The 26189-nt window shown below is 59.8% G+C and carries 22 protein-coding genes and 5 pseudogenes; 15 read left to right on the forward strand and 12 right to left on the reverse strand.

Annotated elements, in window-relative coordinates:
* A pseudogene (locus AC0L21_RS34950) lies at positions 1 to 294 on the forward strand (IS256 family transposase); the annotation flags it as partial.
* Positions 295 to 486: 192 nt separating this feature from the next.
* On the opposite strand, the gene AC0L21_RS34955 reads toward AC0L21_RS34950, so the two are convergent.
* Positions 487 to 786, reverse strand: a complete 300-nt coding sequence (locus AC0L21_RS34955) for a Dabb family protein (RefSeq protein ID WP_310473296.1) — start codon at positions 784 to 786, stop codon at positions 487 to 489.
* A 941-nt stretch (positions 787 to 1727) separates the two neighbouring features.
* A complete protein-coding gene (locus AC0L21_RS34960; RefSeq protein ID WP_259219220.1) occupies positions 1728 to 2417 on the reverse strand; it encodes a methyltransferase in 690 nt (229 codons plus the stop codon).
* A gap of 1434 nt (positions 2418 to 3851) precedes the next feature.
* Here AC0L21_RS34960 and AC0L21_RS34965 point away from each other — a divergent pair.
* Positions 3852 to 4520: a helix-turn-helix transcriptional regulator gene (locus tag AC0L21_RS34965; RefSeq protein WP_259219221.1), complete on the forward strand. Its 669-nt coding sequence runs from the start codon at positions 3852 to 3854 to the stop codon at positions 4518 to 4520.
* A gap of 18 nt (positions 4521 to 4538) precedes the next feature.
* Here the strand turns inward: AC0L21_RS34965 and AC0L21_RS34970 are convergent, their stop codons facing one another.
* Complete coding sequence (locus AC0L21_RS34970; protein WP_473266295.1) at positions 4539 to 4991, reverse strand: aminotransferase class III-fold pyridoxal phosphate-dependent enzyme; 453 nt, start codon at positions 4989 to 4991, stop codon at positions 4539 to 4541.
* 14 nt (positions 4992 to 5005) lie between these two features.
* On the opposite strand from AC0L21_RS34970, the pseudogene AC0L21_RS34975 reads away from it, so the two are divergent.
* The 4 genes and pseudogenes from AC0L21_RS34975 to AC0L21_RS34990 form a co-directional block, all read left to right on the forward strand.
* A pseudogene (locus AC0L21_RS34975) lies at positions 5006 to 5539 on the forward strand (TauD/TfdA dioxygenase family protein); the annotation flags it as partial.
* 26 nt (positions 5540 to 5565) lie between these two features.
* Positions 5566 to 6636 carry an ABC transporter substrate-binding protein gene (locus tag AC0L21_RS34980; RefSeq protein WP_473266297.1) on the forward strand — a complete coding sequence of 357 codons (1071 nt, stop codon included), beginning with the start codon at positions 5566 to 5568 and terminating at the stop codon, positions 6634 to 6636.
* Positions 6633 to 7491, forward strand: a pseudogene (locus AC0L21_RS34985) (ABC transporter ATP-binding protein). The gene AC0L21_RS34980 and the pseudogene AC0L21_RS34985 overlap by 4 nt, the downstream one beginning before the upstream one ends.
* A 377-nt stretch (positions 7492 to 7868) precedes the next feature.
* Positions 7869 to 8346 (forward strand): annotated as a pseudogene (locus tag AC0L21_RS34990) (ABC transporter permease).
* Positions 8347 to 8355: 9 nt separating this feature from the next.
* Here AC0L21_RS34990 and AC0L21_RS34995 read toward each other — a convergent pair.
* Complete coding sequence (locus AC0L21_RS34995) at positions 8356 to 8502, reverse strand: hypothetical protein (protein WP_473266299.1); 147 nt, start codon at positions 8500 to 8502, stop codon at positions 8356 to 8358.
* Between the two features lie 346 nt (positions 8503 to 8848).
* Here AC0L21_RS34995 and AC0L21_RS35000 point away from each other — a divergent pair, with 346 nt between their 5' ends.
* Together AC0L21_RS35000 and AC0L21_RS35005 are read left to right on the forward strand one after the other, a co-directional pair.
* On the forward strand, positions 8849 to 9136 hold the full coding sequence (locus tag AC0L21_RS35000; RefSeq protein WP_473266301.1) for a helix-turn-helix domain-containing protein: 288 nt from the start codon (positions 8849 to 8851) through the stop codon (positions 9134 to 9136).
* A complete protein-coding gene (locus AC0L21_RS35005; RefSeq protein ID WP_473266303.1) occupies positions 9133 to 10416 on the forward strand; it encodes a type II toxin-antitoxin system HipA family toxin in 1284 nt (427 codons plus the stop codon). The genes AC0L21_RS35000 and AC0L21_RS35005 overlap by 4 nt, the downstream gene beginning before the upstream one ends.
* Before the next feature lie 638 nt (positions 10417 to 11054).
* Here the strand turns inward: AC0L21_RS35005 and AC0L21_RS35010 are convergent.
* Genes AC0L21_RS35010 through AC0L21_RS35020 form a run of 3 tightly spaced genes read right to left on the reverse strand, consistent with a single transcriptional unit; the run spans position 11055 to position 12742 of the window.
* The gene (locus tag AC0L21_RS35010; protein WP_473266305.1) at positions 11055 to 11315 is read right to left on the reverse strand and encodes a hypothetical protein; all 261 of its coding nucleotides are present in this window, start codon (positions 11313 to 11315) and stop codon (positions 11055 to 11057) included.
* A gap of 21 nt (positions 11316 to 11336) precedes the next feature.
* Complete coding sequence (locus AC0L21_RS35015) at positions 11337 to 12032, reverse strand: PAS domain-containing protein (protein ID WP_473266306.1); 696 nt, start codon at positions 12030 to 12032, stop codon at positions 11337 to 11339.
* On the reverse strand, positions 12026 to 12742 hold the full coding sequence (locus AC0L21_RS35020) for a hypothetical protein (protein WP_473266307.1): 717 nt from the start codon (positions 12740 to 12742) through the stop codon (positions 12026 to 12028). The genes AC0L21_RS35015 and AC0L21_RS35020 overlap by 7 nt, the downstream gene beginning before the upstream one ends.
* Positions 12743 to 13691: 949 nt before the next feature.
* Between AC0L21_RS35020 and AC0L21_RS35025 the strand changes: the two are divergent.
* Positions 13692 to 14041: pseudogene (locus AC0L21_RS35025) on the forward strand (hypothetical protein).
* Between the two features lie 819 nt (positions 14042 to 14860).
* On the opposite strand, the gene AC0L21_RS35030 reads toward AC0L21_RS35025, so the two are convergent.
* The 3 genes from AC0L21_RS35030 to AC0L21_RS35040 form a co-directional block, all read right to left on the reverse strand.
* A complete protein-coding gene (locus AC0L21_RS35030) occupies positions 14861 to 15082 on the reverse strand; it encodes a hypothetical protein (protein ID WP_473266309.1) in 222 nt (73 codons plus the stop codon).
* A gap of 2 nt (positions 15083 to 15084) precedes the next feature.
* A complete protein-coding gene (locus AC0L21_RS35035) occupies positions 15085 to 15306 on the reverse strand; it encodes a hypothetical protein (RefSeq protein WP_473266311.1) in 222 nt (73 codons plus the stop codon).
* A 77-nt stretch (positions 15307 to 15383) separates the two neighbouring features.
* On the reverse strand, positions 15384 to 15680 hold the full coding sequence (locus AC0L21_RS35040; RefSeq protein WP_473266313.1) for a hypothetical protein: 297 nt from the start codon (positions 15678 to 15680) through the stop codon (positions 15384 to 15386).
* Positions 15681 to 16754: 1074 nt separating this feature from the next.
* Here AC0L21_RS35040 and AC0L21_RS35045 point away from each other — a divergent pair.
* Together AC0L21_RS35045 and AC0L21_RS35050 are read left to right on the forward strand one after the other, a co-directional pair.
* Positions 16755 to 17291, forward strand: coding sequence for a hypothetical protein (locus AC0L21_RS35045; protein WP_473266316.1), 537 nt, complete (start codon positions 16755 to 16757; stop codon positions 17289 to 17291).
* Between the two features lie 8 nt (positions 17292 to 17299).
* Positions 17300 to 17920 (forward strand): class I SAM-dependent methyltransferase, encoded by a 621-nt coding sequence (locus AC0L21_RS35050; RefSeq protein ID WP_473266318.1) that lies wholly within the window; start codon positions 17300 to 17302, stop codon positions 17918 to 17920.
* Here AC0L21_RS35050 and AC0L21_RS35055 read toward each other — a convergent pair.
* Complete coding sequence (locus AC0L21_RS35055; protein WP_473266353.1) at positions 17917 to 18012, reverse strand: DUF5334 family protein; 96 nt, start codon at positions 18010 to 18012, stop codon at positions 17917 to 17919. The genes AC0L21_RS35050 and AC0L21_RS35055 overlap by 4 nt on opposite strands.
* Positions 18013 to 18692: 680 nt before the next feature.
* Here AC0L21_RS35055 and AC0L21_RS35060 point away from each other — a divergent pair.
* Both AC0L21_RS35060 and AC0L21_RS35065 read left to right on the forward strand, forming a co-directional pair.
* Positions 18693 to 19886: an HNH endonuclease gene (locus tag AC0L21_RS35060; protein ID WP_473266320.1), complete on the forward strand. Its 1194-nt coding sequence runs from the start codon at positions 18693 to 18695 to the stop codon at positions 19884 to 19886.
* Positions 19887 to 20349: 463 nt separating this feature from the next.
* Complete coding sequence (locus tag AC0L21_RS35065; RefSeq protein ID WP_473266322.1) at positions 20350 to 20487, forward strand: hypothetical protein; 138 nt, start codon at positions 20350 to 20352, stop codon at positions 20485 to 20487.
* Positions 20488 to 20565: 78 nt separating this feature from the next.
* Here AC0L21_RS35065 and AC0L21_RS35070 read toward each other — a convergent pair whose 3' ends face one another.
* Complete coding sequence (locus AC0L21_RS35070; protein ID WP_473266324.1) at positions 20566 to 22191, reverse strand: hypothetical protein; 1626 nt, start codon at positions 22189 to 22191, stop codon at positions 20566 to 20568.
* 275 nt (positions 22192 to 22466) lie between these two features.
* Between AC0L21_RS35070 and AC0L21_RS35075 the strand changes: the two genes are divergently transcribed.
* Positions 22467 to 23813 (forward strand): hypothetical protein, encoded by a 1347-nt coding sequence (locus AC0L21_RS35075; RefSeq protein ID WP_473266326.1) that lies wholly within the window; start codon positions 22467 to 22469, stop codon positions 23811 to 23813.
* Complete coding sequence (locus tag AC0L21_RS35080) at positions 23779 to 25869, forward strand: hypothetical protein (RefSeq protein WP_473266329.1); 2091 nt, start codon at positions 23779 to 23781, stop codon at positions 25867 to 25869. The genes AC0L21_RS35075 and AC0L21_RS35080 overlap by 35 nt, the downstream gene beginning before the upstream one ends.
* The last annotated feature ends 320 nt before the right edge of the window (positions 25870 to 26189 follow it).

A 26189-nucleotide genomic window follows, 5' to 3' on the forward strand; every position in this document is an offset into this window, starting at 1 on the left:
GAAATCCTGACTGTCGTCCGGTTGAAGCTGCCGAAGGAGCTTCGTCGATCGCTCGCCTGTACCAACATCGCCGAGAATATGATGGGCACCATTCGCCGCGTCACACGCAACGTCAAACGCTGGCGCGATGCCGGCATGGCCTTGCGATGGGTCGCGGCCGGCATGATCGAGGCCAACAAGGGCTTCCGACGGTTGAAGGCGCACAAGCAATTGTCGTTTCTGCGTGCGGCCCTTCAGGCTCACCACGATCGCATGACGATCAAGCCCGTTGCCCACGTCACGAGGGCCGCGTAACATTCATCCCGGCAACGTCGGCCCGACGCAGTTCAACAGCGATCGGGACATCTCCGCCTCGCACGGCTGTGACGGGCTCAATCCACTGCAGTTCCACTACTGCATGACTCTGTCGCTCAGCGATATATGGATGATCGTAAGTCGGCCCGGCGAAGGCGAGCGTTATATCACCAAAAAACCCCTATATGCCTGTCAGCTAACCACGCCCGTAGCGAGGGCCTGCCGAACATACTGGCTCCGCATCTGCAGACATGCTGCAGTCGCCCGCGAGACGTAGCTCTCGCAGCGGCTTACCTGCCGGATCGATTGCTGGTAAACCTCGTGCGCTTTATAGGGTTCGAGCTGGCCTTCGTTGTCGAACTCACCGTAGACGATCACGTCAATTTCGTTTAGCCGGTCACTCTTGCAGTTGCGAGCGACTTCAAGCCGGCGTGCGTACGGGATTTTGGCGAGAACGGAGAGGGCTTCGACTTTTGTCGATATATGCCTTATCTTTTGCGGTGAAGAATACGATGTGTCGAATCATAGTTGGCCGTCGGTAGTCCCGAATAATTGCGGTTTGATTTCGCGGAAAGCGAAGCATCTTCGCCAAATCATGCAGGACTCGGGCAGCCGTCCAGTGGCCACCGCACGGCAGGCGCCCTGCACAATGGCACTGCCTGGTGTTTAGCTGAATCTCCTTCGGCCGCTACTCCGCAAGGTGGACCATGTCTGAGACCAGTTTTCGCCATGCAGTAAGAAAGCGCCTGATCATCAATCCCCGGGACAAGTTTAAGTATATGACTGCGTCGACGCCATTAGCTTTGCGCGGACGATGAAACGATCTCACTTGCTGGATTGAGGCATAAGAACTGCAGGAAAATGCGGCTCGTTTGTCGAATACAGGCGAGGCGCCGTCATAAAGCTGAGGGGAAAGAGCGCCGCCAACCCCTGAAGCGTTGATGTCGAGGCATGACTTCAACTCTTAAAGTGCTAGCCGGCTGATCACCGCAGAGAGATCGCTCGTGAAACTACACTCAACTTGCGTGGCGATGGTCCACCCCTGCCGCCGAGTTCGTTTTACAAGTTCGCGATCGTCGTAGCGTAGCGCATCGAGCCCGCAACGCTATCTCGCCCACAGCGTCAGATCTCACTGTCAGGGCGAGGAATTGTGCCCGTTCCCCAAGACGCGTCCGGCCGAACCGCTCGAGCCCGGGCGGGATTAATGCTCACCTAGCACTCCGCGGTAAAGCCAACCGGTGTGTTCTGGGAGGCTATTGTCTGGATCACGGCACCGGAGCTGCGATGTCTCTCGACGGTCGCGATCGAGATGCGCACTCGCTGCACGCGGCCAAGCGATTTCAGCTCGGTCGGGAACATGCAAATTGGCCTGATCTACTGCACCGGCAAGCGCTGACGTGATGGGTCCCGCGCGCTTCTTGGCCAATAGATTTTCATCGTGCGGATAGCTTCCAAACGATGCGGACGTGCCCGCCTGGAATGGTCGGTCGGAAAATATGCATGTCTCTGACGCGCAGTTTGCTCTCCTCGATCAGGTTCATGACATGCCCAACGTCTCCTTGATCGGAGAAAATCACATACATCGCGCCCTTCGGACTTAACCAGACGTGCGCCCCTCCGACCGCGGCGGCCATGACCTTGTGATCTTCATCGAAACACGAACGCTCCAGATCGTCATTGGCCTTGCGGTTCCAATAGGGGGCGGCAAAGATAATGGTATCAAATTGTGCTCCAGGTTGTAGCGCAGCATAGGTGTCACTCTCGAGGGCTTCTGCTCGATCCCCATAGCCTAATCGCTCGATGTTTATCTTCGTCGAGAGAACCGCCTGCGGATTTATGTCGAGAGCGACTAGACGTCTTGCCCCGGCACGGAGTGCTGCAAGGCCCAGCACACCGGATCCGCACCCAAGATCGAGTACCGCCGCGCCGGGCTCGATGTGCCATTTCGAGATCAGTGCGTCCGGTGCGTGACTTAGGCGCGGTGACAAAACCCCGGGCAGGATGTGCAAAGACATGCCGCCGACTTCGACATCGTGCGGATCATTGTTCAAACGCAGTTCGGCCAACATTGCATCGACGTCTGTTGTTTGGCTGCGTACGGATGCGCCGAGTTGGGTGATCACTTCAACCTCCATGAGTGCTTAGCGCGCGGCGGCAGTAGTCCAGGGCAGCAACACGGTGGGGCCAGACGCGTGCGAAACCGGCAAGCCGTTCAACGTTAAGCTCGATGATCGGGCTGAGAAGGTTGATCCGCTCGGGCGCGGTGTTGTACCTCTCGGATATGGCCCAAGGAAGATATCGCTCATCTGGCCGCGCCCACTCGCTTGGTGTCGTAGCCCTCAATAGCAACGTCCATGCCAAGCGTTGGCCGGATTAATTTCGAGCGGGGTCTAGACATGCGGCCGCACGGCGGCTGAAATTGAAGTGCTGCAAACTCCTTGACGTGAATCATCGTGCCTCACGCGACAGAAGAGCGCAGTTTACGGGCTGTTCCAACCATACAATCGAGCGCACAAGTCCGCGGCCCCCGGGACGCTGATCACAAGCGCCCTACCGTGAGCTCGCCACACGGTCCGGCTGTCTGCTTAGCCTTCAGAAGGCCCCGAGCACTCGATCGGCATCATCTTCCGTAACATCGTCGTGCCGCTGATGTCTGGACGGCGACGATCAGGCGAGAGACGCGTTCTCATCCTGGTTGTCGCGCCATAAATGTACGCTTGAGAACAAAATGTCGGAATAGGACAAGGGCTGAGCCGTACGTGTGTTTGAAATGCGGAGCGCACCATATTGCGCGAGCGGCACGGCAATTCCCGGATAAGCAACAGGAGCTGCCGCGCCGCCGCCGGGGAGCGGCGCCATTCCTGAGCCCGCTTCGTTCCGAAAACTCGCAATTGGCTAGCCTCGGACGACGCTCCCGGTTGGTCATCGCCTTATTGCTCCTGTGGGAGGCGGCTCCAAGGCTGGGGCTCCGATCGGTTGCCGCGGATCGTCACGGCCGCCGGCTTGGTTGCCGATCGGGCTGCCCGAACTGGCATGGAATGGGCGACACATCTGATGCGAATCCGAGCAATCCCGCCCCGGGCACTGCAGGCGAGCAGGCGCTCGTCGAACGTCAACGAGGTTCCATGGTCGCGCTCTCCGCTCTGATGAGCATGTCCATCGGACCGGTCGGAATGGTCCCGCTAGGTGGCGTGCGAATTGAAGATCGAGTAGATCGATGCTGCCCGCATTGTGCAACGTCGCGCAATGCGAATTCATTTTGTTTTGTCTCAATGCAGGGCGTCACGATGTGATGCGGCTTGTGCGTCCGGCAATCAATCGGTCGTCGAGGCCGGCAATTGGTGCGAGGATCGAACCGGATGCGGCGAACGTGCCGGTGCCGCTGTCCAGTCAATCGGCCAATCGCTGGAGGAGCAGACCGGCTCGGACCTCGGCTCGGCGGCAACTGAAATCTGTGGCCCGGAAATTGCCTAAGTAAGAGCAGTGCCTCTCCCGGCGTCGCCTGCGCGAGGGACTACCAGATGTCCCGAATGGAGTGGAATCGAGGAGGGTTGGCCATGCTGATGCTCATGGGCCGCTCGGACACCGCAACGAACGAAGCCGTGCATTTTGCCCATTCCATGCTGGAGGGCTCGGCGACGGCGTTTTACGAAGTCGACGAGGGCTACAACCTCCGGCGCTTTCTCCTGTCGCGCATTCCGGAGCCGTTTCATCTACAGTATCTCGACGGCATGAGTGCCTTCGACCCGCAGCATCCGAGTCATGCGGGTCACCTTGCGGTGGCGCGCCTGAGTAAGACGATGGCCGGCCAGCAAGCAGGCGAGACAGCACTCTACCGCTCGTTCATCCGCCGATGCGGCATCGTCGACATGCTCGATTTCTTCTTTCGGTGCGACGACCAGATTGTCGCCGGGATCAGCGTCGTATGGGACAGGGAGGCCAGGATCCCGGAGGGCGCCGTGACCATCGCCGAGAAGATGCACCAGTACCTCCAGTTCAACCTGGTCGGCCGCGCCGCCGCGTCCGAGGACGGGCAGCGCTACGCGCTGACCAGCCGCGAGATGGATGTGGTGCGGCTGTTGTGCTGCGGCCGCACCAATCGCGAGATCGGCGAGTGCCTTAAGATCGGCCAGGCGACCGTGAAGACGCACCTCATCCACATCTTTCAAAAGCTCGGCGTGGAGACGCGCTCCGCGGTGGTGGCGCTGATGGCGCGGCCGAATTAGCGGCCACGCCTGCCTTCATCAACCAGTCGCAAGGCCGTGGTCGATCGCGTGAGCGATCGTCCTGGCGTCCTCGGCCGTAATAATCAACGGCGGAGAGAGGATAATATTGCTGCCGGAGACGCGCACCATCACGCCGGCATCGTAGATGGAATCGGCGATCTTTCCGACGCGCTTCTTGTCGAGCGCCTTCTTGCTGCCGCGGTCGGCGACCAGCTCAAGCGCCGCCATCAAGCCCTTGCCACGCACGTCGCCAACGATCTCGCGCTTTTGCTTGAGAGCCGCGAGCGCCTCGTTGAGGATGGCGCCGGAGGCCTCGGCCCTGGTGTCGAGCTTAAGCCGCTTTGTTTCGGCAAGCGCGGCGATGGCGGCCGCGCAACCGACGGGATGGCCGGAATACGTGTAGCCATGGCCGATCGAGCCGAAGCTCGTCTCGTCGCTCTCGAACGCCTCGGCGATTTTATCGCCGATCATCGTGGCGCCCAGCGGGAAACACCGTCTGGTCGAACACGGCGGCAGCTTATCTCGACCTGCCGGCGCCGCTGCGCAAGCTTGCCGACGAGCTGTGGGCCGTGCACAGCAATGCTTACGATTACGCCGTGAAGACCCGGGCAACCGAGGCGGACAAGAAGCACTTCGACGAGGTGTTCACCGGAACGATCTTTGAGACCGAGCATCCGGTGGTGCGCGTCCATCCCGAGACCGGCGAACGCACGCTCGTGCTCGGAAATTTCGTGCAGCGCTTCATCGGCCTGCCCAAATACGACGGTCAGAAGCTGTTCGACCTGTTCCAGTCGCATATCACGGCGCCGGAAAACACCGTACGCTGGAACTGGGAGGCCGGCGACGTTGCGATCTGGGACAATCGCGCCACGCAACATTACGCGGTCAACGACTATGGCGACCAGCACCGCGTTGTGCGCCGCGTCACCATCGATGGCGATGTACCGCTCAGCGTCGATGGTCGCCGCAGCGTGATGCGCGTCAAGACATCCAAGCCCCAGACCGCCAAAGCCGCTTGATCCGGATTCGCTCAGGAGAGTTCGCAATGATGAACGCTATACTTCGATTGCTTCGCGCAAGGCGCGCCCGGTTGGGACGTGCCACCCGCATGACGTTGCGGGTTTTGTTGGCCGGCGCCGTGGCGCTCGGCCTCACGGCCCCGGCATTCGCCGAGCCGCCGCTCGAGAAGACCGAGATCCGGTACCAGGGATCGGCCGGGCAGGTGACGTTTATCGAGCTGGCCGAGGACCTTGGTTATCTCGCGCCGCTCAAGCTCAAATGGGTCGGCAATACCATCAGCGGGCCGCAGGACATCCAGACCGTCGTCACCGGCGATATCGACATCGGCGGCGCGTTCTATGGGGCGATCCTCAAGCTGATCGCGGCGAAGGCCCCGGTCAAGGCGGTGGTCGGCTATTACGGCTCCGATGCCAATACCTATTATGGCTCCTTCGTGAAGGACGACAGCCCGATCAAGACCGCGCGCGACCTGATTGGCAAGAAGGTGGCGGTCAACACGCTGGGCGCACATTTGGAATTCGTATTGCGCGAGTACCTGGCTAGGTCCGGCATCAGCGCGAGCGAGGCCAAGCAGGTCACCCTGGTGGCGATCCCACCGGTGAGCAGCGAGCAAGCGTTGCGCCAGGGCCAGGTCGAGGTGAGTGCGCTAAGCGGCGTCTTGCGCGACAAAGCCCTCGAGCGTGGAGGCATCCGCTCGCTTTTCAATGACACCGATCTGTTCGGCCAGTTCACCGGCGGTGCCTACGTGCTGCGAGACAAATTCATCAAGGATAATCCCAATGCCTCGCGCAAGCTGGTGGAGGGGATTTCGCGGGCCATCGAATGGGCCCAGACCACACCGCCGGAAGAGGTCCGGACCCGGTTCGACAAGATCATCGCCGAGCGCAAGCGCAACGAGGATGCCTCCTCGATCAAATACTGGAAGAGCACCGGCGTTGTGACCAAGGGCGGCCTGATCTCGGATAGCGAGATCCAGATGTGGATCGAGTGGCTGGTGAAGGACGGCCTGTTCAAGCCGGGCCAGGTCAAGGCTTCCGACACCTACACCAATGCGTTCAACTATTTCCGTCCTGGAAGGACGGTGGAGGCCCGATGACCACTGTGAAGATCCGTTTCGAGCATGTCCGCAAGGAATTCGTCGTGCGCGGCGAGGGCGGCGGACCAGGCCGTCACTTCACCGCTCTGGAGGACATCACGCTGGATCTCCGGCGAATTCCTCGCCCTAGTTGGCCCAAGCGGCTGCGGGAAATCCACCTTGCTCGATCTGCTGGGCGGGCTCACGCTGCCGACCAGCGGCCGTATTCTGCTCGATGGGCGGCCGATTGCAGGACCCGGTCGCGACCGCGGCATCGTGTTCCAGCAGTATGCGCTGTTTCCTTGGCGCACCGCCGAACAGAATGTCGAGTTCGGCCTTGATATCGCCGGGCTCAAGGCCAAGCAGCGGCTCGACGTCGCGCGGCATTTCCTCGACCTGGTCGGGTTGTCCGGCTTTGCCGACCGCTATCCGCATGAACTCTCCGGCGGCATGAAGCAGCGTGTCGCGATCGCGCGAAGCCTCGCCTACGATCCCGAGGTGCTGCTGATGGACGAGCCGTTCGCCGCGCTCGACGCCCAGACGCGCGAGACGCTGCAGGGCGAGCTGCTGCGGATCTGGCGCGCCACCGGCAAGACAATCGTCTTCATCACCCACGGTATCGATGAGGCCATCGTGCTGGGCCAGCGGGTGGCGGTCATGACGTCACGCCCGGGCCGGATCAAGCAGATCATCGAGATTCCGGACGTGCTGCGCACCGAGGCCGACGACGTGCGCTCGCTGCCTGAGTTCGGCCGCGTGCGCCACGAGGTCTGGAGCCTGTTACGCGAGGAAGTGCTGAAAGCGCAGCAAGGACAATTGGCCGCCGGCCCTGTTGCGCGCGCCGACCGAAAAGTGGAGGAGGTCACCCATGTCTAGCCTCGAGATCCTGACATTGCTGGAGGTTGCGCACGGGCGCCGAGAGCCGCTCACCCGCGTGGAAAGCCCGCCCGCCGGTGCTGGACCGGATCCGCGCCGCGGCTCGCGGGCTGACTGCCTTCGGGCACCGCTCATTGCTGTTGATTGCCCTGTTGGCGGCGTGGGAGGCGGTTCCGAGGCTCGGGCTGATCGATCCCGTGTTCCTGCCACCCTTCTCGGAGGTCATCGCTGCGGGCTGGCAGCTTGTGCAAACCGGCGAGCTCTACGTTGACGTCTCCGCCAGCTTGCTGCGCGCCTTGAGCGAATTTCTGATTTCGGTCGCCTTGATCGTTCCGCTCGGCGTGGCCGTCGGTTGGTATGCGCGACTTGGCAATCTCGTGAACCAGTTCATCGAGATCTGCCGCAACACGGCGCCGCTTGCGATGCTGCCGGTCTTCATCTTATTGCTCGGAATCGGCGAGCTGTCGAAGATCACGATGGTAATCTATAGCTGCGCGTGGCCACTCCTGCTCAACACCGTTGCCGCGGTGAAGCAGGTCGATCCGCTGCTGATCAAGTCGGCGCGCACCATGGGGGCAACCCCGCAGCAAGGTGATCCTGCCAGCAGCACTTCCCACCATCTTTGTCGGGATACGCCTCGCCAGCGCGTCGGCCATGCTGGTGCTCGTGGCGGCCGAAATGGTCGGCGCCAAGGCCGGCCTCGGCTATCTCATCATCAATAGCCAGTACAGCTTCCTGATTCCGCAGATGTATTTCGGCATTCTCAGCATCACCGTCATCGGTCTGGCGTTCAATGCCATTCTGCAGGCACTCGAGCGCCGCTTCATGCGGTGGAAAGCGCCAGTGACGGCATGAGATATGGGATCAGGCGCTGCTCGGAACGTTCCGCGCGGTGACCTGCCTCACCATGCTGGTCGGCGGCACGTCACGGATCAGCCAGACATTGCCGCCGATGGTCGGTCCGCGGCCGATCGTGATTCGGCCCAGGATCGTCTCGCCGACGTAGATCACGACGCCGTCGTCCAGGATCGGATGGTGGGTGTCGCCCCCTGATTACCTTGCCCCTGTCATCCGTCGGAAAGTCGCGCCTCGAGGGTGACCGCCTGATAGATGAAGACAATTGTCCCCCATAATGGCCGATCACGACCCAGGTGCGTAATCGGTGAAGAAGCCGGAGCCGATGCCGGCGCTGGGGGCCATATCGATGCGATCCAGCTCTATTGGCTGGTAAATTGCGCCTGCGCGTTGTGTCAGCGATCGACGACATGCGAGAATGTCATCGAGCGCTGACATTATAGAATTGTCAACGAACGCAGACATATGTTAAAGTAAGCGAAGGCTGACATTTGGAAATCCCATGCTCATACGCACACCGGCCGAACTCGGCGCCGTCCTTCGCGACCGGCGCAAGAAGCTCAAACTCGATCAATCGACTTTTGCCAAACGCATTGGCGTCAGCCGCCAATGGGTGATCGAGGTTGAGCACGGTCACGCGCGCGCTGAGCTCGGGCTGATCCTTCGCGCCCTTGATGCCTTGGACATTCGCCTGGATGCGGGCACCGAACAAGCGCCCGCCCGCGGGGCCAGCAGGCCAGCCGTCGATATCAACGCCATCGTGGCCAAGGCCAGGAAGAAAAAGGCATGACGAGCGAACTTGTTGCTCTGCTGGATGGTCGGGAAATCGGCCGCGTGCGCAATGACGCCCGCGGCCGGCTCACCCTTGTCTATGACAAGGACTGGCGCCAGGCCGAAGGAGCCTATCCGCTGTCGCTGTCCATGCCGCTCGCGGCCGAAGAGCACGGTCCTTCCGCCGTGCAGGCTTTCCTCTGGGGACTTCTGCCCGACAACGAACACGTGCTCGAACGATGGGCCCGGAGATTTCAGGTGTCCGCGCGCAACGTGTTTGCCCTTATTTCCTATGTCGGCGAGGACTGCGCGGGTGCCGTTCAGTTCGTCACGCCCGATCGGCTGGAGGCCTTGCGAAGGGGTGCTGATGACATGGTCGAATGGCTTGACGAGGCGGCGATCGCCAAACGCCTGCAAACCTTACGCGACGATCACGCCGCATGGCGGTTGCCGCGCGATACCGGACAATTCAGCCTCGCGGGCGCCCAACCTAAAACCGCCTTGCTTCTGCAGAAGGGGAAATGGGGAATTCCCTCTGGGCGGATTCCGACGACGCATATCCTCAAACCACCGACCGGCCATTTCGATGGTCACGCGGAAAACGAACATATCTGCCTCATACTTGCGCGCAATCTCGGTCTGCCCGTCGCCGACACCCAGGTGATGCATTTCGGAAAGGAAATCGCCATCGTCATCGAGCGCTACGACCGGCAGTTCACTGGAAACGAGATCGTCCGTGTCCACCAGGAAGATATCTGCCAGGCGCTCGGCATCCTGCCGACCATGAAGTATCAAAACGATGGCGGACCAAGCCCTGCCGATGTGATCGAGCTTTTGCGCACCTACTCCACGGATCGCGTCGCCGACGTTGACACCTTTGTCGACGCTCTAGGCTTCAATTGGCTGATTGCGGGTACGGATGCTCATGCCAAAAATTATTCGCTGCTGCTGGCCGGAGGCCCTCACGTGCGGCTCGCCCCGCTCTACGACGTCGCCAGCATTCTTCCCTACGATGACGTCAATCTGCAGAAGATCAAGCTCGCGATGAAAATCGGCGGTGATTACAAGCTCGGCCAGATTAGTTTGCGCGATTGGCAGAAGTTCGCGCGCGAAACGCGCCTCGATTCTGACAAGGTGATCGCCGGACTGATTGCCATGGCCGAGCAGCTTCCGGATATTGTAGCCGCCGTACGGAAGCAAGCGCGGAAAGACGGATTGGACGATGCCATCATCGGGCGTCTGGCCGAGCACCTGATCGCAAGAGCCGGGCAATGCCGTCGAGTGCTCGGTCAGGCATAGTTTCCGGGGACGGCCGCCAGCAGCATGATAGACATGTCGTTGTCGACGTCGACGATGTCAGTGGGTCCTCGCGATCCATGGCAGCCGCGTAGTCGCTGCGGGTAGCATCACCTTACGACATGGCTCCGGCAGACAGCGATTCTCCTCTGCGGGCTTTTCTAATTCGCTGTTTGGCAGGGCCCCAAATCAATGACCTTTAGGTTCGCACCCTTTTGGGCGCCGGATTAGCCAGGTCCGAAGATCAAATAGAGCAGGATCACGGCGACGGCGACTGTCCAGCCGATTGACGTGGCGAGAGCCCATACTTGCGTCGGCATCGGACGAACTTTCCCGATGAAGCTAACGAAGAGACCGCTGGCGCTGGACAGCGGCCTCTTGGACCCGCCTCAAACTATCTTCGAGATAAAAGACCTTACCCCGGGGTCCGCCATAATCAAACGCCGGACTCGCCGCCCTGTGAAGTCAAAAACGATTCGAAGGCCAATGCAACAATTGTGACGTTGCGAGAGCGACACACCTGACAAGCTAGGCACAGCACTGGTGGAGAGCTCTTCCTCGGGCGGAAGCCAACCATTTGGCACAGAAGTGAGCGACAGTGCCCGCATTCGCCTGCGCGCGGGGTGACGTAAGGCGGGCTGCTAGTCGGCGGTCCCAACCTGGTCGGAGAGGTCTTCGACCATACTCACGAACATGTGCGAGTCCTCCCCGGGGGCGCCAATCTGCAAACGCCTCCACGAGATCACCCGGCGGCCACGAACTGGATTGCAGATCGTATCGACAATAGGCTCGAGCTGCTGGCTTTGTGCAAGTAGCTGCTGGTCGCGCTTTTCGATCAGCTCGGCCGTTTCCGGGGAAAACAATCCTCGCGCGCTCTTGCCGACGAGGTCGCTACGCGACATGCCGATCTGCTGTTCGGCCGCCTAGTTGATGAACAGATAGCGCTGACTGCGCGCGTCCTTGGCGATGATACCTTCGCGCACGTTCTCGACGACCGTGGCGAGCAGCCGTTCGGTACGCCCGAGAATACGCTCTTTCTGCCCCTGTTCCGTGACGTCCTCCTGGACGGAGACCCAGCCGCCTCCATCCATAGGCCGTTCATGAATCCTGACGATCCGGCCGTCGTTGAGCCTTACCTCGTAAGCTGCTGGCTCCTTCTTTCCGATGCGAACGAGAATGGCCGAAACGTACTTTTTGATGTCGCCGCTGAACAGCCCGTGCTCCTGGATCTCCTCGAGCGAGGACCCTGGCTCGATGGTCTCGGGCAGATTATACATCCGGCGGTAGTTGCTGTTCATTGCAATCACACGTGCCTTGCCGTCGAGCATGATGAGGCCTTGCGGCATGCTGTTGATAGCGGCGGAGAGCTGCCACTTTTTGGCCTGGTACTTCTCGTTGAACGCGTCGCGCTCGGCCATCGCGGCGTCGCGCTGCTTGCTGAGGTCCAATTCAAGCTGTTCGAGTTCAAAAACTTTAGCGACAGCAGCGCGGAAGTTCTGCACGGCGCGCGCCAGGTGGCCGATTTCGTCGTGCCCTCGCAGATGTGGCACCTCGCTTCCGATGTCCCCGGTTCTGATACGATCGGTCGCCTGGCCAATGTCTGAGAGACGCGCTAGCATGAATCCCGGATCACGAGAACATTGAGCGCGGCAAGTACCAGCGCAGCCAAACCCAGCATGAACAGGTACCCTGCCGCACAGCGATTCTGTTCGGCGAGCCCATCTGCTTCGCGAGTGCGTTCGTTGTAGCCGCGCTGCAACGCTTCCAGATGCGCATTCAACCTGCTGCGAACCGTGCTGCTGGCTTCGGTGTCCTCAAACTCGCGGGCAGCTGCGGGGCTAATCTCCACCGCCCGGCGCACCAACTCCTGGCGGAAATCGATGAATTGGGCAATCCGCCGTTTGAGGGATGCGAACTGTTCGAACTCTTCAGAACGGACCGTAGGCTCCCAGCCGTTCATCACCTCCGCAAGCTCGTGGTTGCGCTTGAGGATTCCGTCCGCGAACTCTTTCACCTTGGCTCGTTCGGTGGACATGTAGATGCCGCGTGAGTCCATCACTATCGCATAGATGGATGCGTTGACCAGTCCGGAATTGATGGCCGCCGCAGCGGTAGAGGCTTGCATATTGCGATAGGAATTCTGCAGTCGCACGGTCTGGACAGACATGACCAGAAGAAAGGCCGTAACAATTCCGAGAAACCCGGCGATCGCATAGAGTTTCTCGGCTACTGTCAGGTCGTCGACTCCGCGGGCAAGCGGATAGATTTTTTCAAAGGCCGCACGACCGGCCCGGCTCCAAGACCTGCGATCGCAGCATTCATGACACATCCCAGCTTAAACCTGCGCAACATAAACTATCCGATTTTCCAACCTTGTGCGCGTTTACGGGGCGCAATGTGAGTTGAGGATCGGCCGGCGTCGGAGAGCATGTCTTCGGGGGAGACTGGGGCGTACGCATCCCAGCGTAGGCCGCGGGCTCATTGGATTATTCTGGCGGCGAGCGCTTAGGCGGCTCCGGGCCTCCCCATACATCCGGACGAGTTCGATCAGGTTTTCTATTCCGAACTTAGTGAAAACCTGCATGCCATGTTCTCCGGCGCCATAGCCGCAGATTGCGCCAGGTTCAATCTACTGACGTACATGGTTACACAGTTCAAGCGGCGATCGCTGATGCGAGCCTCCAATCCAGGGAGGCAGTCCCGTCCAGCCTATGAACTAGATGAGCAGACAGGGGCCACGCGAGCGACGGCTCACTTCATGTGAAGACGACCACAAGCAGGCTCGAGCAGAGTAGCGCAACTCCCACTGCGGTCAGCCCCAGGAAACTGCTCGAGACAAGATCATGACTCCCCATGAACGACCTCTGCGCGAGGAATAGAGATCGGCAATCGCCGCTTCGCTCCCTTTCTAGCCAATCTCGAGTTCCTGCTGGTCCCGCGATCGGACTCACGTTTCCAGCAAAATCGAGGGACAGTTCGCCGCGTTCCGGCGGCATCCTCGTTTGATGCTATGGCGCCTGCAAACGGATCGCGCTCCCTCCAACGCTGAGTGAGAATTTGCGCGGGAATTCAGAGCTGTGCACTCAAACGCGCCGATGTGAGTCGCTCGACACCGCTCAGCCTTGGCCAGCCCCCCTCGGGGTCGTGGATTTACCGCTGCTACTCGGACGTCGGCCGGCGATGTCGGCCGTACGGCACAGCAAAGGTTTTTGTTCAGACGCAACCGCGTCGGCAGTAGTGCGCGTTTGCGCGCCCTGCGTTCGCTGTATTGGAGCTTCATGGAGCAAAATGGGCCGGAAGCGCGTGCGCGGCGTCTTTTGCGCGATTGGCTATCTCCGGATCAGCGTGCGCAGTTTGATGCCGCGGTTATTTCGAAGTCACGGGCTCTCACACTGGCCGACAATATCGAATTCATCAGGGCACCATGAACAATGTTTTGGAGCTTGATGAAGAAAGACAGCCTAAGATCGGGTGGTGTTTCGTTCCCGAACGGGCTCTGGCAGCTGGCGACGTGATGCTCGCCCAGAAGATCGCGCTCGAAACCGACGAAGCCGCAGTGCTCGCGTTTGCCCACCGGCTTTCCCCGAGACTTACCGTCCCTGCCCGAGTAGCGCGGCGTGCTTACTAGGCCGCTTACGGGCGGGGCCGCCGCTTGTGACGGCGGCGGCCCCTTGCCCGCGAAGGCGGCGGTTACGCGAGACATAGCCACCTCCGCGGCGACGGGTAGCATCAGCGCAGCGCTCGCCTTACGCAATCGGATCTACTTGTTAGCCTTACTCGATGGGGTCTGATCGCCCTTTGTGATGATCTTCTCGACATCTGCCATCGTTTCAGTGAATGCGTCCGACAGCCGCTTCGCCTGAGCGGCGCTCTCTGCTTCGGTGAGATATGCAGTCTTGATCAGCAGCCGGTTCAACAGGTACGTGACGCGGGGTTGTCAAAGTGCCGGGTTCGCAGAGCGATAATCTGTCGACGCATCTCGACGAGGACGAGCGTTTCGTGTTTTGACAGCCTCTTCAAAATCACACTCGCGCGCGTGGCCGAGCAAACGAAGCCGCAACGCCGAATATGATGGCGCGACGCGGACCCGGACGGGGGCAATGTCCGGTGCACAAAGCTAACGCTCCGATGCGCCGCTGCAATCAAATCTTCAAGTTAAGCTTGATCTCCTCGCCGGAAGTTAATTCGGGAACCGAGAAGCCGCACCGGAATGTACTTACCGGTGAATGGCCACGGAGGAACGTCAGGGCTTGCGTCGGAATTCCTGACGAGCAACAGCTGCGAAACTTCGAGATGCATCGTGAGCTGTGACTGCGCGAGCCTCGCCAAACGCTTCGGGTTCTTGACCGCTACCGCTTTTGTTCACGACCCGCGAGATAGCGCCGGCGCGGATCTCTTCGCGACAACGCCCGTCGGGCTGTGCCGCAGGCGACGACCGCGGGCCGTCCTACTGATCGGGATTGCCGATGTCGAACGCGCCTAGACGGTAATCTTCGCCCACCGATTGCTCAGTCGTCGACCGGGCAATCAAGGTGAATGTCGCGTCGGGATAGCGCGTCCACACTTCAATGTCCTCTGAAGTGACGGTCAGATACCCGAAAAAGCACTTGTATCGACCCGGCTCCGTCACCCGGTCGATTTTGTCCCAATTGATCTTGTTAACGCGCATCGCTAGCTCCATTCGTTCTCAGGCAGCGAACCGGGCGGAGGTCTAAGTTCTTCGAGGCCAGCTTCGATCACCGCCAATTCCTCTTGGATTGCTTTGGCCGCGTTCTCTGGGTTGATGCCCGACGCGGCTTGCAGCTGGGCGAGCACCTTGCGCCGATGCGCCAGCAAGTCGACCAGAGCGCGTTGGTCCCGCACCTTCACGTAACTGGCGACGATCATTGCCATGGCCTTTGACACGTCCGTCGTTTCCCACCGGTTTGCGGATTATCGGGGACGGCTAAGTTCTGTCAGACCGGCCGCGGTCATACGATATTCGAGACCTTCGCCGGTTGAGCGTCGCTCCATCCATCCGTTTCGCAAAAGAGCGAGCGTTGTTCCGGGGTGATCGGGAAGCTTCGCAGAAGATACCCAATGGCGGTCACGAAGAGCATCGAGCATTTGCCGGTGATACTGATTAAAAAGCGGCCTGCGCTTTTCCTGCCGACCTTGACGTATCGTCTCAAGCGGGTGTTCGATTTCCATGGTCGTTTGTTGCCATCGCATCGTTTACGATCAGTTACGGATCCGGAACGGCCGGCAATCTTTTCTAAATGGTTCATGGATATTGTTCCGCAGCATGGATCACGAGGACGCATCTGCTTGGTTCGTTCCGGCTCTCAGGCGAAGGTACGCTCGTCTAGCAGCGTGGATGACGCGCGTTAATCGTGCGCCTGAACCGAGCCGCTCGCCGGCGCCGCCGCGCATCTAGACATTGCAGGCACTGCGAATGACGAACGATCGCACATCGACGCGTCCGTGGTTGCCGGACGAAGAGGCGGAAGTGCTCTCGCTCTTTGGCGCAGGTGCCACAGCTGAGCAGGTCGGCGAACGGCTAGGCCGCACCTGCCAAGCGGTTTACGCTCGCTTGCAGCGCTTTCAAAAACAGCGGGGGCGAGCGAGCAGGACGAGCGGGAAATTCTTTGCTCAGTTGCTAGAGTGATCGAGCGATGGCGATCGATCTCTAAGGTCGCAGGATCACATCCGCAGCGGAATTAAGGTAGCGATCCGATCGCATCGTCCGTTCGCCCGTGCTGAAGTAACCCTCAACCGATACATCGAAGGTCGAATTGCATCCACTTTGACAAGCTGTAAGCGATCGCATTGAGGTCGACCGATGACTGCCCGACTGATGACGAATTGCGCGCCGCTGTCCCTAGCAGTGCAAGACTTCGCGCCAGCTTCCCACCTGTCGCCGAACGATTGTGAGACGTTGAAAAATTTGATCATCGCAGGACTTAAAACTGTGCTGTTCCAGCACGCGACGCCTTCGACCAGCGCTAAATCGGAATCTTGACCAAACCCGGCAGAATTCGACGACGGGACTTTAATCGAAGCATGCCCCGATCGGTTCCCATATGCGACACTGCAAGCAGTAACCATCCGGCCCAGTGGGTTCCGGCGGAAAACCACGTTAGGCGCCCCCTACAGCCTAAGTACAAAAAGTTGCGGGGCACCGAACGGGGCGGGAACCAAGCAGCACGCCTCCTGCTGCATCAGCGCCGCTCATGGGCAGCAAAAAACCGCCTGAAGGCGGTCAGTTTGCTTGTCTAGTTTACTTACTCCTTCTCTTCTAACTTCTTTGCATCAGCCGCACCGCGTCTTTAGCGTTGCCTGCGGCAGTGTGCGCGGAGCCCTTGGCTAGCATCAGCATCCGTATGCCGAGCGTCCCGCTCCCTATCCGAGAGAGTCTTCGGGAAAGCAATCGACATCAGGTTTGGAGGGAGGACGCTTTCAAGGTCTCCCGTGCTGCTGATCAGATCGGTGGGCAGCAGACTGACGAAGCGTACTCGTCCACAACCCTTCCATATGGCGAGGCGGTCCGCACGCTGCAGGTCGACATGATAGCATTCGACGACGCAGACAAGACGCTTCGCGCCTATGAGATCAAGCGCGGAAATGGCGCGTTCGATGCTGGGAAAATCCGATCGATCCGCCGCGACCTCACGGTTACACAGATGCTTCTCAAGAGCTATGGGGAGACCTTCAAGTTAAATCCCGTGAAAGCAGAAGCCCGTGTTATCTTCTATTACGGGATTCGGTCGCTGCCTCGTCCGTATTCGTTGATTGGGGCCGAGCTTAACAATCACTTCGGCTTCGCTGTGTACGATCTGGTTGAGACTGCAAATGTTTACTTCCGCCAGAAGCTTCATGAGCTGCTTGAGCGGATCTGAGGGGCAAAATGCAGAATACGTCGCACGCCGTGATGGCTCAGCGGATCGAAGCAGCAGACAGTCTTGACAACTTCCCAACACCACCTTGGGCAACTCGCGCTCTCATGGAGCATGTGATTGGCGACGTAGGTCCATTCCGAAAATTGACTTGCTTGGAGCCGGCGTGTGGCGCCGGTCATATGGCTCGAACACTCAAAGAGTACTTCGGAAAGGTGAAGGCCTCGGATGTCCATCCGTACGGCTATGGCTCTGTTGCCGACTTCCTGACGTCTCCCTTGGAGGCGGGCTCTGTCGATTGGGTCATCACCAACCCTCCGTTCAGGCTCGCAGAGGATTTCATTAAGCGAGCACTAATCGGGGCCCGACATGGTGTGGCCATCCTGGCGCGAACGGTGTTTATCGAGAGCGTGGGGCGCTACCGTGAGATTTTTGAGCAAACGCCCCCGAACAAGTTCGCCCAATTCACTGAGCGCGTTCCGATGGTAAAGGGTAGGCTCGACCGAAAGGCTTCCACCGCGACAGGCTATGCTTGGCTTGTTTGGGAGAAAAGGGCCAAGCACCCTCCACGATTGGTGTGGGTGCCGCCCTGTAGAAAAGCCCTGGAGCGGCCGGAAGACTACAAAAACTAGTCTCCGTCCATTTCGAGAGTGGTGCTTTCTCCAGTCTCGGTATCCGTGGCCTCGATCTCAACGGATCGGCCGGACCGTCGAATGCTGTCCACATCGTACTCCTTGTAGCCCGCTCGCTGTCGTACACCTCGATCGTTCGACGGATCGAACAAGTTGGCCTCGTTCGATTTCCACGCTCGATCCGGTGGTTGCGTTGGTGCCGTGCCATGCGAATGCTTGAGTGCAAGTAATGGACGCGCTTACAACCGCGAGCAAAAAGCTTCCGCGTATCACGATGGCAATCCTGCTGCTTACCCGGTGCTTACCTGGCCGGAGAGGAAGAAGATCAGAAATCAACTAAGCGCTTGATTTTACTGGCGCGCCGGAGTGAATAAAAGTGCGAACACATATGTAATTGAAATTGCGATGTAATTTTTGGAGCGACTACGCCCTCGCGTGCGCTAATCCTTTATCACGAGCTTTCTTGTAGATTGTACGTCCGTTTTGTTAATCTCGTTCGCCCTATGGATTCTGCGTGTTGCTTCCGCTGTGTTTGATTGGAAAGCGTCCCGAATTCGGGGCTGTTTTTTCGGAGCCGGCCGTCGCGCGCCTTTGCCCCGCCCGGGGCGCGCGTGGACGGCGTAGACAGACCCGGGGGCTGTTTTTTTGGTGAGGTCGGAGCCGCTGTGTGACGATGTGCGCGTCACTTTAGGCGGAGAGCGCACCAAGGTGAGAGCAGGCAGGTACGTTTGCAAGCTCCATGCCCGAACGTCGTTTGCGTATTGGAGAGCGAGTGCAACCCATCTGCGCCATTTGCGGCCGGGACATTGAGCCTGACAACGACTCCGAGGAGCACGTTCTTCCCGGCGCGATCGGCGGGCGCCAAACAGTTCGCGCATTCCTGCACGGTGACTGCAATAACCGCTCAGGTCACACTTGGGATGCGGCGCTTGAGAAGCAGCTTCGGCCTCTGGCTCTCCATTTCGGCGTAAAGCGTCAACGCGGACGCACTTTGCGCATGGCGGTCATCACCACTGCCGGTGAGAACCTCCTGCTGAATGCCGGCGGTCAGCTGGAAATGGCTCGGCCGGAGATCAATCGCACGCTGACCCCGAGCGGTGAGAGTATCCAGGTGAAGGCGGGGTCGGTCGCCCAAGCGCGCGATGTTCTGAATGGGATAAAGCGCAAATATCCGAAGTTGGACGTCGAAGCGGCCTTGGCCGGCGCCGAGACCCGACAATCATACGCGAATGGTGTGATGCGCATTGATCTGGACTTTGGGGGCCCATTGTCTGGCAGGTCTCTCGTCAAAAGTGCCTTGGCGCTGGCCCACAACGCCCATCTTCCTATCGATCTATGCCGCGATGCCTTGTCTTATCTACGCCAAGCCGATGCGGAGCCTTGCTTCGGATATTATTACGCCGATGATTTGGTGAGTGGCCGGCTACCGGGGACACCCCTACACTGCGTTGCGATTGATGCTAATCCAGAGACAGGTTTGATTCTTGGCTACGTAGAATACTTCGGCATCCATCGCGCCGTCGTCTGCCTCGGTCGCAACTATTCCGGGGACCGCCGGACATCCGTCTACGCGTTAGATCCCCGCACCAGCGAGACCCTCAAAGTTGAGGTTCGCCTCGACTTCGACGTCGCGGATGTCCAGGCGATCTATAACTACGAGCGGGACGACGCGGAAAAGCGGCAAGAAGCCTTCGGCGCTGTGTTCGGACCAGCATTGGAAGCGCACCAAGCAGCCGAGCGTGACAGAGTGATCCGCGACAGCCTGAACTTCGCCTGGGCAAACTGCGGCGGCGTGCCGGATCAACCACTGACCGCGGAGCATTTGGAGAAGCTAAAGGAGCTGTTTGCCGATCGTGCGACGCCGTGGTGGAAGCATGTCACTGGGCTGAACGATACCGCCGCACGTCAACTTGCCCTTGCCTATATCAGCCATGTGCTGACGGTAGCGCAATCGACTCCGGTTTAGTCTGGCGGGTGAGGTACGTAGGATCGCGGAGCGCTGCATTACCACGGCTTGCGTCAAGGGCCGTTACCCGCCAGGGCGGAGACCCGTCCGGGGCTCCGCCTTCGGCGCCGTAGGACCTGACCGCGCGCCGAGGCGCGCGGGGACGCCCTTGCCGTCGTCACAACATAACCTGTGCGGATTATCTGGTGCCCGCCCCGCCGGGGCGAACGTGTTCCGCGAAACCGTCTAAGCGCCTCGCGGCAGCGCCGGATCGTCCAAACTGCGCTGGCGCGATGTAATAGACGAACGCCCGTTTAGCCCATAAAGCTAAATAACATCAATATCTTATGATTAGACTTCCGAACGGGGCGATTTCTTTTCGTCGGATACTAATTTGGTTCGCAGTCGCTTTGGCTGCGCCGGATGGCAAGGAGAAAATCGCCATGACTGAAGAACTGAAGCCCTCAAGCAACGCCTGCCCGCCGTGAGCCTCGATGAGCTCGACAAGCTCGCCGAAGCCCTGAAGACGCTGAAAGTTGCGGTTGCGACCGAACAGCGCAAGAAGCGCGGGCAGCGCGGCGGGGGCGTATTGGGTGTAAACGGCCAGATGAGCCGCTTCTAGGCCTTGTTGCGGGCGGTCACTGGGAGATGCAGTGGCCGCCGTTTTTGCGCTGACCCGGGTCTATGCCTACCGATTTGCCTATCCGCGCATGCGCGACGCAAAGCGATGCAGATCGACGCGGTCACTGTCCATCATGACGAACCCATAAGCCGGATAGTCAGGGACATTAGTTTTCGACACGCGCTGGTCGTCGATCTGCGTGAGGATATAGGCGAATGCGGGATTGAAGCGGCGGAGCGGCCATCCAGATTCTTCATGGAGCGCGGCCGCACCGATGAAATCCTTCTTGTCCTTTACCAGATCCACGAGCGTCGCGGCATCGACGGCCGGATCTGTCTGAAGTGCATAAGGATCGAACGTGAAGTACAGGTTGGGAGTCGTGGTGATGCGCGGGAGGCGCGGGCCGATGTACGACGTCGTGTTCACGAAGTCGTCCCTTGCGAGCTCGGCGACCGCAAAACCAAGTTCATCAATCGTGACGTTCGGAAATGCGGCGATCAACTCGTCTTCAGGTACAAAATCGCTGTAGCCATGCGTAGATTCCTTAGACGCCCACAAGCCTATCTTGATAGCCAGCGGGCTGAGTTCACCAATTTTCAACGGCGCAGACTCCCTGGCCGCGAGCGCAACCACCGGACTGCTCGTCACGTTCTCGACTGGCGGCTGCGCGCCATTCGCCAGCCAGCCATCGATGCCGTTGACGACCATCTGGGCTATCTCCGCGAATTGAAGAATATCATCGCCGACCAGCGGGACCGTCTCGCCCACACGGGCATCGGCCGCGTGCTCGGCAAAGGCGGCATCCGCGACGCCAAGATTATGCCCGATGACATGACGCTTCTGAATATTTAGCGTCAGTACCGCCAACTCGTCCGGCGACAGAGCGCCATACGGATCGAACGCAAACTCACCAAAACGCTTCCGCCCGCGCTCGATGTTCTGAAAGGCATTTCCGACTGGCTTCACCTCGGGCGAGCCTTCCGGACGCGTCGCCACGTTATGATGATAGATCGTCTTCAGCGTGGCCTCGAAAGCGGTCAGTACATCCTCGTGCGCGTTGCCCAGCAATCGATACGCTAATTCGCTCTGATCTTCGCCAAGGCTGTCAGCCAGCTTCACTTGCTCGCGGACCAGCGCAGCCTCGCGGGCGAAGTGGAGATGGATATTCGGTGCGCCGCAATCGGGACAGAAGAGCGAGATGGCGAATACGCCATAGTCCCGTCCGCACTCGTCGCAAACCAGTTCGCGCAAAAGATCGCTGCGCGCGAAGCGCGGAACGGGTTTGGCGACCGGCCGCGGCCCCGTCTCGACCTTGATGAATTTGCTGCTCGAAAATTTCCTTCCGATATCCGCAAACATGTCATGGAATTGCGCAGCAGCGTCGGCATGAAACGCGTGCTCCACCAGCTTTAAGGCAGCGGCGCGATCGTCGGGGTGAGTAAAGTCATCATCCTCTGCGACAATGCCGCTGTAAGGACAGACCGTCTCCGGAATACCTGGCTGGTGCGTCATCCTCGGCGTCATGCTTTCAGGCAACGGAAAGCCGTCGACCCGCTGCCCGAGCACAAAATGGCGCGGATGCGCATTTTCATTGGGCGAGTATCGATAGACCCGACCGTCAGGCGTTTGAGGTAGCGGGATGCTTAGCTGAAGCGTGCTGCCCGTCTTCCCGGTCTGATATTTCTCAAGGTTGCGAAATCGCATACGCAAAAACTCCTCCCGGCACGCCGGCGGGCCTACTGATTCGCATCCAGAATCCCGCGCTTTCCCGGCCCTAGAGTCAATGGCAGATATCGGCAGTGGCGGTCATGGCTCAGCGCACCCGCTGCGATGGGGTGACCAGTCATGCGCAAGCCCAGGCCGGTTTGCAGCCAAGGGCTATCCATCGGCCGCAATAACAAGAGGCAGCCTCGAAAATTAGTCTTCCGGACCCGCGAGCGCTATTCTCCGCTGTCTGACCGATGCCTTTTTGAGCCCTTATGGACGATCCCAGTCAAACAGCAGATCTTTCGCGCGAGCAGCAGGACACGACAGCCCTGGTTCGACGACTTCTCGGCAAGCGATTCGCAGACCGCTATGTCGATTTCTGCCGGCTCGCGGCTGGCGGCTTGCCCTTGCGCGTTTCTGCCCCGCTGGCCGCGCACGCCCTGCGCGAGCTCGAATCCATCCTCCGGCAAACGCTCGATGTCCCGATGGACGTAGCTATTCAGCCGACGGAAGAAGAGCTCAAGAAATTGGAGGCAGCAAAAACGGCACTGCGGACGCTTGGATATGGAGACGACCTTGTGCTGCGCGCCTCAAGCCAATTGAGGCCGCGCCTCAGTCACAAGGAAGAAATAGAGAAAATCGTCACGCGCCTCGACCTCGCACCGGACGGCGATATCGCGCGGGCATGGAAATCCATCTCGCAAGCCCACGGGCAGGCCCATGGGGGGCGCGCGCTGCACCACTCCACGACGGTCGATGACGCTTTTCGCGCCGCGTGGCAGGCACCGTTCGATGTGGTGCTTCGCGGCCTGATGATTGCTCTCCAAGGAAAATATGCCGCCTTCATGCACAGGATCGACCAACTGGTGGCGATGCCGAACCGAAGCGCTGCGGTCACCAGCTTTTCCAAGGAGATCCCGGGCGCGCTGCCGTTGCTGTGGCATTTCTTCAACGAGCTCGAAACGCCGGACTGGCTCCCGCATCTCATGCAGCGAAATCTGCTGACTGCGCCTTCGTCCGAGGAAGACGAGACTTCCGGCAACAGCCTCCCGTTGCGCCAGTGGCCGGCAGGCCGCTACTTGCTTCGCATGGCCAAGACAGCCGACGATGCTGGCCGGGCGCAAGTCGCTGAAGCGCTCAAACGCGTCGCACGTTCCACCCATCCGGATGTGCAACTGGCGGGTATGGAAATCCTGGCCGCCCTTCCTGCCGCTGAAGCCGCGTCTCTCGTTGACGTCGCCGAGGGGTGGCTGACGCCAAAGGCGCGCTTTATCATGGCGCAGAGCCCGCACGATCTGATCCGCAATCTCGCAACGGACGGCCAGGGCGATGCGGCGCTACGGATCGCGCAGGCGCTATTTCAGGTTTTTTCCGAGAATGGCCGGCTCGCCACGCTGTTCAGCCGGCACATGTACGAGCATTTTCTGCCCGAGACCGTCCGCGCCATTGCTCCCGTTTGCAAACTGGAAGCCGTGCATTTGCTCGCTTGGCTGCTCGATCAAGCGCTCCGAGCGTCAGGTAAAGTGTCGAACGAGCCCCCGCACGACTACAGTTACTACCTGTCTGGCGGCGTGACGGCACGGCGTGAAGCACGACGTCATCGATGCTCTCGTCGGTGAGTTGACCCGTGCCGCCAAGCTTGTGATCGAAATCGAGCCGTCAAACACGGCCAATGTGGTAGCCTGCATCAAAGGCTATGGATGGAAACTTTTCATCCGCATCGCACTGCACGTGCTTTCGTTCGGGCCCGGCTCGGCGCCAGAGACCGCGCAAGCGCTTCTGGCGGACAAGGAGCTCATCGACGCCACGTGGGCGCGACTGGAGTACGGGGAACTCGCGCGCAGTTGGTTTCCATCGCTATCACCCAAGATACAATCGGATATGCTCGCTTTCGTCGATGCTGTACCTGAGCGCTTCCGTGAACCAATGAACAAGCGCTTCGAGGAAGTCGAAAAGCGACCGCCGACGGCCGAAGAGCAGAATGCGCGCGACGCCTCTATCGTCAGGGACATCATCTGGCATTGGCGCGACGTGGTGCCCGAGGAGCGGCGGCTGGCCGCCGAAAAGCTTGGCGACCCGGATGCATGGCTGCGTAAGTTTGACGAGCCCGATGTGAGCCCGTTGACTGCACCTGATTTCTCTTCGCGTCCGATCGAAGAGATCGTGGCGTTTCTTCAGACATGGCGACCAACTGCGGAAGAAAAACGCGAAACGACGACCGCGCTTGCTCAGCAACTGCGCGAGGCGGTCAATGCCGACCCGCTCCGCTATTCCACAGATGCAGCAACGTTTGCCAGCCTGGCTCCAATCTATGTGCGACGGCTGCTTGAAGGACTCTCACTTGCTTCAAACAATGGAAACAGCATCGCGTGGGCTGGTGTGCTCAACCTCGTTGAGGCGATCACGTATTCAGATTCCCGGTCTGGCGCAAGTGGCATGGAAGGCGACGATCCCGACTGGTCCTGGGCCCGCAAGGCTGCCATCGACGTGCTTACGTCCGGCCTCGGGCGGGGCAACGAGGGAATCGCCGCCGCCGACGCGTCGCGTGTTCAAAGTCTCATTCTGGCGCTTTACCGCAGCGCGCCGCGCAAACCGGATTCCGATGACTTCGAAGAGGGCTATCGCCAGTTCCCGCATCACGGCGCGCGATCGACGTCACGCGGCGCTGCCGTGCAGCTCCTCATGTACTTCCTGTTCTGGATGAGCAAGGTCGATGAAGCCGCTATCGGCAAACCGCCGCGCGGCATGATTGAGAAGCTGCCGGCAGTTAGGCGGGTCCTGGAAGCAGAGCTGGCCGATATGTCGGCCGATGGCCGCATTCCACGCGCCATTCTCGGGCGGTTTCTCCAATGGCTCTTCTTTTTCGATGAAGACTGGCTCAAGCGTCACCTCGAAACGCTTTTTCCGGAGAAGTCGCGTACGCTAAGCGACGCGGCATGGCATGCGCATCTTAGCGCCGACAATGGCCCGGTGAGTGTCCTCGCTTGCGCGATGCAGCGCTGCTACGAGACCGAGATTGATGCGCTAAACGATCCTGGCTACGCCCGCGACCAGCGGCATGTTGACGACCGGCTCGCCGAGTATCTTGTCATTCTCTACATTGGCGATGCCTTGCCCGACGCGTTGTTTGAGCGCTTCTGGAATACGGCGCCTTCGCGTGCGCTTCAGCACGCCATGTGGTTTCTGGGCGGGCAGTTCGAACTGCCGCCGAAGAATTTGCCCGAGCCGCTTCGCGCGCGTGCGGTGTCGTACTGGGAAAGGCGCCTTGCCGCGGCCAAAGCGTCATCTACACCCGACAGCTTCCGCGAGGAAATCGGCGCGCTCGGACAATTCGTTTTCAGGAAGGGCATCTCCGATGAATGGCTTATCAGCCAAATTGCCGCCGCGGCTGAGGCCGGCTTTGCACCAAGCGATCCTTACAGTGTTCTCGACCGGCTGGCGAAGGCCTCGCCCAAGCTCCCGGATCGTGCGGCGCGTGCGCTTGCTGCCCTCATCAAATGCAAGCATGCCGACGCGTGGACGTATATGACGCAGGGAGCCAGCATGCGGGCCATCTTCGTCAACGGCCTCGCGGTGAATGCGCCCGAGATCACAAACCTCATCATAGAGGCGATCAATTACCTCGCTTCCATCGGTGACACGGGATATCTGGATCTCTTGCCAAAGCGTTCGTGAAAAGCAACGTTAGCCTACTACTTGATCAGGCCGAGCTAAAGGCTCAGGCTCATCTCCCGGCCATTCCGCCGGCAGTTTGAGCGGCGTCGACCAGCGAAGCCGTTGCTGGACGCAGATTTCGGAACCGATGAGTTCAAGATAGTGGACGGCATTTACAGCCGCACCGAAGGCGAGCTGGGCGGCGCGTGCGTCGTCCTACCGGCCTGCTACGCTTCCAGGCTATCAGCAAAATGGCCATTCCGCGCTATGAGCGCCGAAGCGCATTCTTCTCTTCTGGAATCGTATTGTATTGGCGCGCGGGCGGTAGCGTTCTCGCCATC

The organism is Bradyrhizobium sp. WSM4873 (assembly GCF_055811355.1).